This is a genomic window from Psychrobacter sp. JCM 18902, from assembly GCF_904846615.1.
Classification (GTDB): Bacteria; Pseudomonadota; Gammaproteobacteria; order Pseudomonadales; family Moraxellaceae; genus Psychrobacter.
Genome location: NZ_CAJHBK010000001.1, coordinates 1,355,900 through 1,369,881 on the forward strand (window position 1 = coordinate 1,355,900; position 13,982 = coordinate 1,369,881).

Genomic DNA, 13,982 nt, shown 5'->3' on the forward strand with positions numbered 1-13,982 from the left:
AATATGCTGGGGGCGTATTAATTTAACGTTTAAAGCAATATAAAGAGCCCTCTTTTCTTATTTAGAAAGAGGGCTTTTTTTGGCTTGCTACATAATAAAAATACAGCAATCTTTACGTACTGTTATTCAGACGGCCTTACCATTCAATTGACGAGCCAAGATTTTTTTGTGCGGCTTGTTGTGCGACATATAGAGCGACTGCTGCATCAAAACTGGCTGCACCAACCGATTTAAATAACGTAACACCATGATTAGACTTAGCGGTTTTTTCTTGTAGCGCCCCTGTGACTAGTGCTTGTAAGTCACCACTGAGGTCGTCCCATGTCCATGCACAATCGATACTATCGTGAGCTTGGATTAAATCGCCCGCTTCATGACGACTGCCAACCAAATCATCGACAACGACCATGCGACTGTTTGCAATGACATCATTGCTTATCTCTTTCATTGAAGGCTGATAGGCGCCGACTGCGTTGATGTGTACATCAGATTTAATATGGTTGAGATCAAACAAACCTTCTGTTGCGCGGGTTGCGACATTGATAACATCTGCATCATGGACAGCATCATTGATATTTTCGCAAACCGTTATAGTAACGTCCCATTGCGGATAATCACGAGTAAATTTCACTTTAAAAATCTCAGCGCCTTCCCTGCTTCTATTCCATAAATATACTGTTTTAATCTCAGGACGTACTGTCATTACCGCATGTAACTGCTCATAAGCCATGCCGCCACAACCGACCACCGCCACACTTTGACAATCAGGCTTTGCCATATATTTGGTGGCGATACCTGACAATGCTGCGGTACGCACTTGGGTAATATAAACCCCATCCATAATTGCCAATATTTCACCAGTATCATTGTTTGACACGGTAATAATCGCCGTTGTGGTTGGTAAATTTCGGCTCGGATTATCAGGACAAATGGTGACCAATTTTACGGCGGTATACTCATTCTTACCATCATAAATCGTCGCAGGCATTGATAAATGCGAACCTGAACGATGAGTGTCATCTTCACTAAAAGTGTCAATGACCAAACGTTCAGGTGCTTTGATCCAATTGGGATGCGCTGCCTGTTGATGTAACAATGCTTCTATCGCCCCAATGGCAGATTGCATATTGAGATGTTCGGCCACGATTGCTTTGTTTAGTAATTGCAATTTGAGTACTCCTGTTTATAGATTTATTATTAGAACATGTTTTATCACGCCAAACGGCTACTACATTAATCCTAACCCGCGTAATATTGCCGCACCAATCGCTATTCCAAACATACCTACCACGGTGGTAAAAGCCGAAATATTAGCAGCTAACACATCATTGCCACCCATGGCTTTTGCCATTACATAGCTGGCGGCGGCTGTTGGTGAAGCTGCCATCAAAAACAACACACCCATATGCACACCTGATAGATCAAATCCCAATCCAATAGCGATGGCAATCAATGGCGCAACAATAATACGTCCGATACTCGCCTGCATGGACAGCCCTGAAGGGTGCAACATCGACTTCAAATCAATACTGGCACCGGCGCAAATCAATGCTAAGGGCAATGCCACTGCGGCCAGTAGATCGCCAGTCGTATGAATCACACCTGTAATAGGCGGCAGTGGTGATGCCTTATAAGCAAATGCTGCTACCAATGCGATAATCAGTGGATTGGTAAATAGTTTTTTAATAATCATGGTACTGCGACTGAGCCAAGTATCATCCACACTTTTGGACACACGGCTGAGAGTGATAACCGCTAAGATATTAAACAGTATCGTCACCACACCCATATAGACAGCACCGATGCTTAAGCCACGTTCTCCGTAGGCATTAGCAACCGTTGCCAGTCCGATAATAGCCATATTACTCCGAAATATCCCTTGTACAAACACCCCTTGATCAGCCGGTTTGCTCACAAAATATTTGGCGTAAATCTCTGCACCTATAAACAAGATGAATGTCACCAGAATACCAGCCACTATCAGCGTGATTTGTTTGCTGTAATCGACATCACTATCAACAACGCTAAAAAAAAGCAAACAGGGTAAACAGTAATTAAAGACAAAGCTCGATGCTTGGTCAATAAAAGTCTGGCTCGCCTCACCGCGTCTCTGCATAAAAAAACCCAACCACATTAAGGCAAGGTTGGGCAAGACAATGGTAATAGCAAAGACAATAGCATCAATCATAAATAGGCTCAGTTCGTTGACAAGCCCATCATGATATGGACATCAGCGAGATAAATTGACAAGTAATCATTAAAATTTCTAACCTATAGTCAGAGCACTTTTAAACCGCTACGGTGTTACCCGCCCTAGATGTACTCAGTGTACTATCTGCGGTCGGTCGCCTTGTAGCGATTCTAAAATTCCTTGACTATAGTATAGAGACAAAATAGCAAGTAAGACAAGCGCCTGCTCTATTTTCTTTTAACAGCAATTGTATTATTAATACACAAAAGCCCATAACGATATACCGTTATGGGCTTTTGTTATACTAGTTATACTACCATTACGAATCTAGCGCGGCCTTCGCTTTTTTATGTTTTTTCACTGTCATGGCTAGCAATTGAACGGCCGCAGGCGTCACACCGCTCACGCGTCCTGCTTGAGCAAGCGTCGCAGGACGTATTTGCGTCAATTTCTGTACAATCTCATTTGATAAGCCTGATACCACACTATAATCAAAGTCCAGTGGCAGCGCTGTATTTTCTAGACGCTTCATCTGATCAATGTCTTCTTGCTGACGATCAATATAGCCTGCGTACTTCACAGAGATTTCTATCTGCTCACCCACTTGGGCGTCGACTTGCGAATCAGTGATGGCAGCGATATCAGCAAAATGAATCTGCGGACGCTTGAGCAAATCAAAAGCAGTCGATTCTTTTGACAACACCTCGCCCGTTTGCTCTGTGACTTTTTTGCCTAACGTATTGGCAGGGGTTGCCCACATATCTTTGAGACGTGAGGTCTCTGTGGCAATGGCTTCCATTTTTTGTTGGTAAGCCTGCCAGCGCACATCGTCAACCAGACCAAGCTTACGACCTGTTTCAGTCAAGCGTTGATCCGCATTGTCTTCACGTAACAGCAAGCGATATTCTGCGCGGCTCGTAAACATACGATATGGCTCAGTCGTACCATGGGTAATCAAATCATCAACGAGCACGCCAAGATAGGCTTCATCACGGCGCGGTGTCCACGTTTCAAACTCACTATTATTAGTAGTAACCAATGCCGCATTAGTACCTGCTAGCAAACCCTGTACGCCAGCCTCTTCGTAGCCAGTTGTACCATTGATTTGTCCAGCGAAGTAAAGACGATCGATAGATTTGGTTTCGAGCGTTGGTTTTAGGTTTTGTGGATCAAAGTAATCATACTCAATAGCATAACCTGGACGGGTAATGTGCGCGTTCTCTAAGCCTTTCATACTATGGATAAACTCTAACTGCACATCAAATGGCAAACTCGTTGAGATACCATTTGGATATAGCTCATGTGTCGTCAAACCTTCTGGCTCGATAAATATCTGATGGCTGTCTTTATCCGCAAAACGATGAATCTTGTCTTCAATTGACGGACAATAACGTGGACCCACACCTTCGATTTTGCCAGAGAACATCGGCGAACGGTCTAAATTCTCACGGATAATATCATGGGTACGCGCATTGGTATGCGTGATGTAGCAATTGACCTGCTCAGGGTGCATCGACACGTCACCCATATAACTCATAACAGGTAGCGGCGTATCACCCGGCTGTACGGTCATCACACTAAAATCAACGCTACGCGCATCGATACGTGCGGGCGTACCTGTCTTTAGACGACCGACTGGCAGCTTAAGCTCACGCAAACGATCTGCCAACTTGATAGAAGGTTGATCGCCTGCGCGACCACCTTTTGAGCTTTCGAGACCAATATGAATAACTCCGCCTAAAAACGTACCTGAGGTCAGTACCACCGTTTGCGTATTAAAGATAATACCCGTTGCAGTAACCACTGCCGTCGCACGACCATTTTCAACTAAGATATCATCAGCCGCTTGTTGAAATATATCAAGATTTGGCTGATTCTCAAGCGTATGGCGAATAGCGGCTTTATATAAAATACGATCTGCTTGCGCACGCGTGGCTCGAACTGCCGCACCTTTACGGCTATTTAGTACTCGAAACTGAATACCCGATTTGTCCGTCGCTAGCGCCATCGCCCCACCAAGTGCATCAATCTCACGCACCAGATGCGATTTACCGATACCACCAATTGCTGGATTACAACTCATCTGTCCGAGCGTCTCAATATTATGTGTCAACAGCAAGGTCTGCGCGCCCATACGTGCGGCTGCCAAAGCAGCTTCTGTGCCAGCATGACCACCACCGATCACTACCACGTCGTAATTTTTTGGGTATTGCATATACGCCTCACTTGACTCATAACGCCGCTTTTAGCCAAAAACTATCATTACCAGAATTTTATGGCTAAATAGCATGGTCATCAGCAAATAAACGTCAGTCGGATTTAAAAAGTTAACGACTTGGAAAAGCCGCTAGATATTGGATTGCTAACCCACCATTATAACAATTTTTTGATGCTTAAAAAACGCCGCAGTAGAAACTATTTACATTAAGTGTTAAGCATCATTTTTAAACTTAGTAACTAGCAACTTAATAACTAGCGCCTAGTTACCAGGGCTCAGCGGTACGATTTGATCTGATTGACCACTGCTCAGCATATGCTGACTGCCATAACCTTCTGGATTGATCTGCAAATAAGCATTCATCAAGCCAATGGCATCGCCATCATTACTGGCCAGAACTTGCTCTTTAATCATGTCCACTGGCGGTAGCAGCAAGTTTTTTAGCAATGCCAAACGCTGCTGGTTATCGCCTTTATTAACGACCATCTCGATAAGTTGACGCGCATCGATGGGTAAATCTGGCGTATTCTGTGCCAATAATGCCAAATGATAAGCGCCCGCAGAATCTTGATCCGCAACGATACGCTGCTCAATCGCAATATAAGTGGCTTCTGTTGCGCCGCCTGCCACATTAAGCTGATGAATACATTTCAGGGCTGAATGTGGCTCATTGCCAGCAATTTCAATGATACGCGTGGATTCATTTTTTAAATGCTCACGGCGTTTCTCTATTGCCGCTTGCTCAGCAGATAGTGGTTCGGGCGTTTGCTGTTCTATTGGTTGATTACTCATAATACTCTCTTATCATTTGTATTTTTATAATGTTCAAAACACCTTGGTCTTGAGCCATATATGGGGGCAACACTGACAAAAACAATAAAAGCCCGAGCGTCCATCTAAGGACTCGCTCGAGCTTTCATACACTACACTTAATAAGTTTAGTAAAACAGCTTATGTAAGTTATGCAGCAGGGCTGTTTGCTTCAACCAATGGCTTAAGCTCGCCTGATTGATACATTTGCAAAATAATGTCTGATCCGCCCATCAATTCACCATCAATCCACAACTGTGGAAAAGTCGGCCAATTAGCCACTTTAGGTAACGTCGCACGGATTTCTGGGTTTTCTAAAATATTTACAAACGCAAATGGACGACCGATTTGAGTAAGAACTTCAATCGATTTAGCAGAAAAGCCACACTGCGGAAATTGCGGCGTGCCTTTCATATAAATAATAACTTTATTGTCACGGATTTGATCACGGATCAATTGTTCAACGTCGTTTGCAGCAGTATTTGGGGTTTGCTCACTCATAAAAGCTCCTATTGATAAAGCGGTTCATTGAAAACAGTGATTGATATTACAAAATGATTGATATTACAAAATGATTGATATTACAAAATGATTGATATTACAAAATGATTGAAAAAAGAGATGGCTGATACATGGGGCAAGCGCCACGGTATTACAAGTACAACTCTATAGAGTCTATATATAAAATCTACGCGCAACTCACCAAGTCAATATGACTCGGAGTGCTCAAACAGCGATGACACCCGATCCAAGCTATCTAGATTCGACAACATTAGGGACTAATAATACCACGGCATTGGCCATAATGCCCTCTTGCCGACCGGTAAAGCCTAACTTTTCAGTGGTGGTGGCTTTAACGCTGATATTATTGACCGCCGTCTGCAAATCACTGGCAATATTATCACGCATGGCTTGGCTGTGCGGTGCCAGCTTTGGACGCTCACACATCACAGTGATATCAGCGTTGCCTAGACTATAACCAGCCTCTTGCACTTTACTGTAGACATAACGTAGCAGCACCCGCGAGTCCAACCCTGCATGGGCGGCATCTGTATCAGGAAAATGCTGACCGATATCGCCAAGCGCCAATGCGCCAAGCAGTGCATCAGCAAGCGCATGCAGCACCACATCTCCATCAGAGTGTGCAAGCAAGCTGTGCGTGTGTTCAATAGGCACACCTGCTAGCACCACATATTGCTGCTGCTGACCATTATTGTGAAAAGCGTGAACATCGATACCTTGACCAATTTTTATCATTATTATTCCAAGATGAGTGAAACGTGATTTAAATAATTCAAAACCACTATCTAAATTTCTAAAGCGATTTTACCAATGCCTAGACACCATCGGTCGCCACCAGTTTCAATTAACTGGTATAATATGACGTTTATTTTATCATAATACCAGATCCAAAAGATAAGCTGACGTCGTTCTGCTAAGACTACCTATTGTAGCAATGGCATAATTTTTGGCGTCAATATCTATTTTGGAGAACGTACAAATAGTTGAGCCGCTTTATGTCAGCCATACAAGATACCTCAAGCATAGCCGTTTCTGAGTCTTTTACGCCTCATCGTCCATTAACACTTGCCGATATCGAGAATCCTAGCGCCAAGCACGTGATTGTCGGTATGTCAGGTGGCGTCGATTCTTCTGTATCAGCCGTTTTACTTCAGCAAGCAGGCTTTAAAGTCGAAGGTCTGTTTATGAAGAACTGGGAAGAAGATGACGGCACCGAATACTGTACGGCAATGGACGACCTAGCGGACGCACAAGCGGTATGTGACAAAATCGGTATGAAGTTACATACGGCTAATTTTGCCATGGAATATTGGGATCGCGTCTTTGAGCATTTTTTAGCAGAATACAAAGCGGGTCGTACGCCCAATCCCGATATTTTGTGCAACAAAGAAATCAAGTTTAAAGCATTTTTAGACTATGCTTTGACGTTGGGCGCAGATTATATCGCCACCGGTCACTACACGCGCCGTAGTATGAACTATACGAATGCTAATGGCACTGAGGTTGCGCAGCTATTACGCGGGCTTGATAACAATAAAGACCAAAGTTACTTTTTACATGCGGTTGGCGGCGATAAAATCGCTAAGACGCTGTTCCCAGTCGGCGAGCTTGAAAAGCCAGTGGTTCGTCAAATCGCTGAAAAACATGATCTTATTACCGCCAATAAAAAGGATTCAACGGGTATTTGCTTTATTGGTGAGCGCCGCTTTAAAGACTTTTTACAACAGTACTTGCCCGCTCAAAAAGGCGATATCATGACTGACGATGGTCATATTATCGGTCAACACGATGGTCTAATGTATTATACCTTAGGACAGCGTGGCGGTATCGGTATCGGCGGTGTCAAAGATCGCCCAGAAGAGCCTTGGTTCGTATTAGCAAAAGACTTGGACAACAACCGTTTAATCGTTGGACAAGGTCATGAGCATCCCATGATGCTGAGTAATGAGCTGCAAGCTTATAAGCTCGATTGGGTCGATGGTTTACCGCCTGCAGATATATTTACCGATGAAGGTTTACGTTGTATGGCAAAATCGCGCTACCGTCAGCCAGACCAAGCGTGCCGAGTGTTTTCTGTTGATGATAAAGGTTTAGAAGTACGAGTGATATTTGATGCGCCGCAACGGGCAGTGACGCCAGGTCAATCAGCAGTATTTTATATCGATGAGGTTTGTTTGGGCGGCGGTGTCATTGCCTCTATTGACGCGCCTTGCGGGATTTGACATCTCAGTTAACATTAATTTGACATCTCAGTTAACATTAATTTGACATCTCAGTTAACATTAATTAATACAATGATTTGTCTTTTTTTAGGATACTAAATGACCGCTCGCCTTTTCGCCTTGCTGAATATCTCATTTTCTTGTTCGATATGGGTAAAGAGAGGTCTTACGCTTACTTTCATTGCTGCGTCATTTAATTTGCAGGCTGCACCAACAAAGATGGGTAGTATCACGGTTACCAGCTCTGATGCTTCGGCTGGTACTGCTTCTGGCACATATGTAGCAGCAGGTTCTGGTGCTACCGGTAGTTTTACTTTAGTCCGCAATGAAAATATTGGTTATAGCAATAGCGCTGAGATAACACCAGCTAGTGGTACGCGCACCAATGGTATTGAAATCAGGAATGATTCTAATACTAGTATTGATAGAGATAAGTTCAAGTACACCTTTACTATTACTCCTGATGACAATGCTTCTATACATACCATAAAAATTGGTCAAGCCAGCTATTCAATGGGTGGTAACTCAGAAATTGCACGTCAAACGTTAAGTTTTACCCAAAATAGTCAAATTAGTCTACCTGCGCAAGCCACTATCAAAAACAACCCAGATGTCCCCTATTACTATAATGCAATGGGTGATTATTTTATGGGCAGCAAAGTCAATAGTACCCAGCTGAATTCACAAAATGCTGTGTTCAACCCGCAGCTGCGTACCGATAGCTCAAATGTGAATGGTAGTGGTTTATTTTATTATAATATTACTAATCTAGCGGGTGCTACTGGTAGCCAAAATCCATATAGTCCTACCTTGAATACGAATAAACAAGTAAGCCTCAGTTCAAATAACGGAGTTTTACCACCGACGCCAACTTTTGAAAATATTATTAAAAGTATCAATAATGGCAGCACGTATTCTGCACTCTCATCTAATACCGCTATTTCCAATGGCGGTACTTATGTCAGTTATGGCATCGAAAACAGTCAAAGCAATTATGTTGTCGCGGTAAGAAATTCGAAAACCGTGACTTTGACCTATGAAGGGATTATGAATGGTAATATCGGCATTGCGCGTAACGTAATCGGTGAAACCTATAACGAATGGATCAGCTTTGGGGTAGAAAGTGAACCGTTTAATTACGTCTTTTCAGGCACTGTATTCAATGATAATGGCGGTATAAACGATAGCGACATCAATGTCAAAAAAGATAACGCTACGATAGACAGCGGTATATATAACAATACCAACTTCTTCAATGGTACTTTTGACTCTGCTGAAAGTGGTATTGCAGGTAGTACAGTCAAGCTGGTTGACTGTATAACCAATGCTCCTCTTGAAACTATCAATATTCCTACTAATATTGTCGGTAAATATGAGATTAAAATACCTATCGCTTCTCTAACTGGCAAAAGTACTGTCTGCCTGATTGAAGAAAATAGTGGTAACACTTATCCCATTCGTACTACTAATGAAAAAACGGTTATTTCCTTGACTACTAACCAGTATAACTATGAAAATAATAACTTTGGCAGAGTGATTGATAAAAACACAGCTTTAGTCCTTGAAAAAGAACAAGCACTTAACGATTGCAAAATCGCCTCATTGTTACCAAATCTAGAAAACAAGCTTGCCTATAGTAAAACCGCCCTATCTGAAGTAACTCCAGGACAATGTATTGCCTACAAAATTACTGCGACCAATCGAGCCAACCTTAGTATCAATCACTTTGTTCTACAAGATGTCTTGCAAGAAAAAAATGTGAATGGCGCGATAGTGACGTCAAAACTTGCGAATCCAATCCATCAAGCAAGCGAATATGCCGCAGACAGCGTCGCTATCGGCAATAACGGTACTGTCAAAACGGTAACCTCTATTTTAGATCCAAGGACAAAACGTAGTTTTTACTTTAATACTAAGTATGGCACGACATACTCTAATACACCCGATACCCCTTAATAATAGCGTTATATGCATATTTTGATTTTATCAACGGCTACATTTGCTACACTACCCGTATTTTTTTGACCACAGTCTTATATGATGTGTTCATTTGTGGGATTTCACATTTTTCATCACTTTTACTTTTTTAATTTAAAGGCATTATTATGAACTTACTTACCGCACTCTCCCCAATCGATGGTCGTTACGCCTCTAAAGCTGACAGCTTGCGTCCTTATTTATCAGAATTTGGTCTCATTAAAGCCCGCGTCACTGTCGAGATTCGCTGGTTACAGTCATTGGCTGATAACAATGCGATTGGTGAATTGGCAGCATTTGATACCGATACCAATACCTTTTTAAACAGTATCGTTGATGACTTTAGTGAAGCAGATGCCCAAGCTATCAAAGACATCGAAGCGACGACCAATCATGATGTAAAAGCCGTTGAGTACTTTATCAAAGACAAGTTCCGTGGTCAGGCAGCGCTTGAAGATTCATTAGAATTTATTCATTTTGCGTGTACCAGTGAAGATATCAACAACTTATCATATGCGTTAATGCTAAAAGACAGTCGCGAGATTGTGGTTGCGAAAATGCAACAATTGACTGATAGCATCGTTGATTTGGCGATTGCTCATGCTGACCAACCCATGCTATCACGCACCCATGGTCAAACCGCTAGCCCAACAACGCTAGGCAAAGAAATGGCAAACGTCGCCTATCGTCTGGCTCGCCAAATTAAGCAAGTAGGGCAAGTTGAGCTGTTAGGTAAAATTAATGGCGCGGTTGGTAACTATAACGCTCATTACGCCTCATACCCTGACGTCGATTGGCAAGCACATGCAGAACGCTTCATTGATGAAAGTCTTGAGCTGACTTTTAACCCTTATACCACGCAAATTGAGCCGCATGATTATATCGCTGAGCTATTTGATGCAGTCAAACGTTTTAATACTATCTTAATCGATTTTAACCGTGATATTTGGCAATATATTAGCTTAGGCTATTTTAAACAGCGCCTAAAAGATGGTGAAGTTGGTTCTTCTACCATGCCGCATAAAGTCAACCCGATTGATTTTGAAAACTCAGAAGGTAACTTGGGCGTTGCTAATGCCATGCTGGCTCATTTGGGTGAAAAACTGCCAATTTCACGTATGCAGCGCGATTTATCAGACTCTACCGTACTTCGTAATATCGGTGTTGGTCTGGCGCAAAGTATGATTGCTTATGATGCTTGTTTAAAAGGTGTCAGCAAACTTGAATTGAATGCCCAGCGCTTAAACGACGATTTGGATAATGCACAAGAAGTATTGGCAGAGCCGATTCAAACTGTCATGCGCCGCTACCGTGTTGAAAACCCATATGAGAAGCTTAAAGCTCTGACTCGTGGTAACGCCATGACTCGCGAAGCCATGCTGACATTTGTTGAAAGTGATGAGCTATCTGCAGTGAGTGATGTGGATAAAGCGCGCCTACGTGAGATGACGCCTGCCACTTATATCGGTAATGCGGCGGAGCAAGCACGTACCATTAAAGAGTGGATTGCTAAGATTTAACTAGCGATCAATTCATTTTTATAAAATGTAAAAAAGATATAAACGAGCATTCATTTATATCTTTTTAAAAAAACCTTACTCTAAACACTATGATTTTTTAAATACATAGTTAATGGGTGAGGTTTTATTCTTTATCGTCTTTGTCTTTTTTATCACTGCTATCACCCGGTATGATCGCTTTGGTAACAGCAACAGTACCTTTGACGACGCCTTTAGTAGTTTTGTAGGCGACTTTTACAGGTACGGTGACGATTTTATGCACACAAGCTTGCAGCATAAACATACTGGCGATGATGACGATAAACTGTAATTTTTTCATATATTTCCTACGGATAATGAGAGGCATTGATGGCTATATTTTGACCATCAGCTAGACGCTAATCATAAACCAATACACGTCAGCTATAAAGCACTGTTCTAGTTTTATATTCTGTTGACCTTGATATCCTTTCTACTTAAACACACGGATCTACCCATGACTTCTATACCGCTTTGTTTACCCGACTCTATCACGCCTGAGCAATTTTTAAGCGAATACTGGCAAAAAAAGCCACTCTTAATTAAACAAGGCTTACCACAGCTAATTGGCATGTTTGAACCTGACGACATGCTTGGTCTAGCCCTAGAAGAAGATGCTGCGGCACGCTTACTAACTCAAGCAGCAAGTAAAAAAGAAGGTCAGGCGCAGTGGCAACTCAAGAAAAGCCCATTGACTGAAACTGATTTCGATAACTTACCTGAGCAATGGACCGTACTGGTGCAGAATATGGAACAGTGGTCACCTGAGCTTGGTCAATTGTGGCAAGCCTTTGACTTTATTCCGCAATGGCAACATGATGACATCATGGTTTCTTATGCGCCAAAAGGTGGCTCAGTCGGCAAACACTATGACGATTATGATGTGTTTTTAGCACAAGGCTACGGCACTAGACGTTGGCAACTGGGCAAATTCTGTGATAAAAATACCGAGTTTGTCGCCGATGAGCCGATTCGCCTCTTTGATGACATGGGTGAGATTATTTTTGATGAAATATTAGAAGCCGGTGACGTACTTTACGTACCGCCGAAGCTGTCGCATTTTGGTGTGGCACAAGACGATTGCTTAACCTTTTCATTTGGCTGCCGTCGTCCTAACTTGATGCAAATCATCGACAACTTAGCTGATATTGCCACCAACGATAGCGATTTATTTATCCCAATGCTGTTGCCACAAGCGCTGCAAGCGTCAGGTGAATTGCAAGCGAGCAGCATCAATGCGATCAAAGATCAGCTATTACAAATGCTACAGTCTGAGCGTGGTGATGATATCATTCGTCAAGCAGTTTCTGAAGTCGTCAGCAAACGCCAGTATGATGCGCTGATGCCAGAGGATACACTAGATACGGATGAGCTCATGCAAGCTCTAGCAGAAGGTGCCACCTTGCAAGCGGATTATAGCAATCGTTTGCTCTATAGCCAGACTAATGATGGCATTGTGCTATATGCCAATGGTCAGCGCATTGACGGGCTTGATGATACAGCAGTAGCGGTATTGGTGCGTTTGGCTAATGGCGAACACCTAAATAGTCAAGATGTCACCGATGTTGATGCAGATGATTTGAGCGAATGGCTAGAGAACGGCTGGGTGTGGATTGATATTGCTGAATAATATCTATTAATCAGACATTAATCAAATAACGCAAATAAAAAAACCGCTATTCGACAATTACTCAGATAGCGGTTTTTTCTTATAAATCGTATTCGGTATTTATAGCTATACCAAACACTGCTTAGCACTTATCAAAACGGATATAAGAGCGAAGCGGGTTTGTAATTAATACGGTTATTCTGTACCAAGTTCAAGCAAGCTAGCATTACCACCGATCGCTGTGGTATTGATTGTTTTGACGCGCTCAGTGACAAAACGATGCAAATAATCAGGCGTTAGCATCTCTGACAAGCCTTCCATATCAGTGACGCTGATGACTTGCGTTAAGATACCGTCTGTATTGGCAAGCTCTTGACTGATAGTCTGTACTTCGCTTCGATTGCCAGAGACTGCAACCTGTGCCAGACGATCGATATATAAAAGCGTGACGGTTTGCGAGTCATTCGCCACACTCAATACATCTTCGCTGATACCTGTATCATATAGTATCTTGGCAGCTTCATTGCACATCTCATCTTGGCTTGGGCAATGCAGGATGACTTCATTACCTGTCAATAGTGCGGCTACCAGCTGTCCTAATACTGCCATGGCTCTAGCAGATTCACCACCAATAACCATGGTCTTACCACGACCAGTGACATATAGATCGTTGGATTCACCAGTTGCACCAGTCATGCGATGCACCTCATCCAAGCTAGGCGCGGCGCTCAATAGATGATTGAACAAACGCTTTGCTTTATTGGCATCACCAGTCAGCAGCGCCAACTTCGGAATAGCCGCTTGCAGATATGTTGCGCGATTCACTGCGCCAAGTAATCGCCAAGATTCACAAACCTGGGCATGATTTTTTTTGAATTCAGTCGCCATGTTGCTA

Annotated in this window: 12 protein-coding genes; 4 read left to right on the forward strand and 8 right to left on the reverse strand. The window is 42.7% G+C overall.

Features of this window, described 5'->3' with window-relative positions; translation table 11 throughout:
• Positions 1-136: 136 nt before the first annotated feature.
• From JMY05_RS05555 to ispF, 6 genes are all read right to left on the reverse strand, one after another.
• Positions 137-1,168, reverse strand: coding sequence for an ornithine cyclodeaminase family protein (locus tag JMY05_RS05555; protein WP_201614422.1), 1,032 nt, complete (start codon positions 1,166-1,168; stop codon positions 137-139).
• Positions 1,169-1,228: 60 nt separating this feature from the next.
• Positions 1,229-2,188 (reverse strand): AEC family transporter, encoded by a 960-nt coding sequence (locus tag JMY05_RS05560; protein ID WP_201614424.1) that lies wholly within the window; start codon positions 2,186-2,188, stop codon positions 1,229-1,231.
• A 322-nt stretch (positions 2,189-2,510) separates the two neighbouring features.
• Complete coding sequence (gene mnmG / locus JMY05_RS05565) at positions 2,511-4,406, reverse strand: tRNA uridine-5-carboxymethylaminomethyl(34) synthesis enzyme MnmG (protein WP_045446220.1); 1,896 nt, start codon at positions 4,404-4,406, stop codon at positions 2,511-2,513.
• A 264-nt stretch (positions 4,407-4,670) separates the two neighbouring features.
• The gene (locus JMY05_RS05570; RefSeq protein ID WP_201614426.1) at positions 4,671-5,201 is read right to left on the reverse strand and encodes a hypothetical protein; all 531 of its coding nucleotides are present in this window, start codon (positions 5,199-5,201) and stop codon (positions 4,671-4,673) included.
• A gap of 168 nt (positions 5,202-5,369) precedes the next feature.
• Positions 5,370-5,720 (reverse strand): Grx4 family monothiol glutaredoxin, encoded by a 351-nt coding sequence (gene grxD, locus JMY05_RS05575; protein ID WP_045446215.1) that lies wholly within the window; start codon positions 5,718-5,720, stop codon positions 5,370-5,372.
• A gap of 252 nt (positions 5,721-5,972) precedes the next feature.
• A complete protein-coding gene (gene ispF, locus JMY05_RS05580; RefSeq protein ID WP_045446213.1) occupies positions 5,973-6,476 on the reverse strand; it encodes a 2-C-methyl-D-erythritol 2,4-cyclodiphosphate synthase in 504 nt (167 codons plus the stop codon).
• Between the two features lie 260 nt (positions 6,477-6,736).
• On the opposite strand from ispF, the gene mnmA reads away from it, so the two are divergent.
• The 3 genes from mnmA (at position 6,737) to purB (ending at position 11,460) form a co-directional block, all read left to right on the forward strand.
• On the forward strand, positions 6,737-7,963 hold the full coding sequence (mnmA, locus tag JMY05_RS05585; protein WP_201614428.1) for a tRNA 2-thiouridine(34) synthase MnmA: 1,227 nt from the start codon (positions 6,737-6,739) through the stop codon (positions 7,961-7,963).
• Positions 7,964-8,062: 99 nt separating this feature from the next.
• Entirely contained in the window at positions 8,063-9,919 is a 1,857-nt protein-coding gene (locus tag JMY05_RS05590) for a hypothetical protein (protein ID WP_045446210.1), read from the forward strand.
• A gap of 149 nt (positions 9,920-10,068) precedes the next feature.
• Positions 10,069-11,460 carry an adenylosuccinate lyase gene (gene purB, locus JMY05_RS05595; RefSeq protein WP_045446207.1) on the forward strand — a complete coding sequence of 464 codons (1,392 nt, stop codon included), beginning with the start codon at positions 10,069-10,071 and terminating at the stop codon, positions 11,458-11,460.
• 124 nt (positions 11,461-11,584) lie between these two features.
• Here purB and JMY05_RS05600 read toward each other — a convergent pair whose 3' ends face one another.
• Positions 11,585-11,779: an NF038104 family lipoprotein gene (locus JMY05_RS05600; protein WP_045446204.1), complete on the reverse strand. Its 195-nt coding sequence runs from the start codon at positions 11,777-11,779 to the stop codon at positions 11,585-11,587.
• A 156-nt stretch (positions 11,780-11,935) separates the two neighbouring features.
• Here JMY05_RS05600 and JMY05_RS05605 point away from each other — a divergent pair, with 156 nt between their 5' ends.
• The gene (locus tag JMY05_RS05605) at positions 11,936-13,108 is read left to right on the forward strand and encodes a cupin domain-containing protein (protein WP_201614430.1); all 1,173 of its coding nucleotides are present in this window, start codon (positions 11,936-11,938) and stop codon (positions 13,106-13,108) included.
• 174 nt (positions 13,109-13,282) lie between these two features.
• Here the strand turns inward: JMY05_RS05605 and JMY05_RS05610 are convergent, their stop codons facing one another.
• Positions 13,283-13,975: a 1-pyrroline-5-carboxylate dehydrogenase gene (locus JMY05_RS05610; protein ID WP_045446201.1), complete on the reverse strand. Its 693-nt coding sequence runs from the start codon at positions 13,973-13,975 to the stop codon at positions 13,283-13,285.
• Between the last annotated feature and the right edge of the window lie 7 nt (positions 13,976-13,982).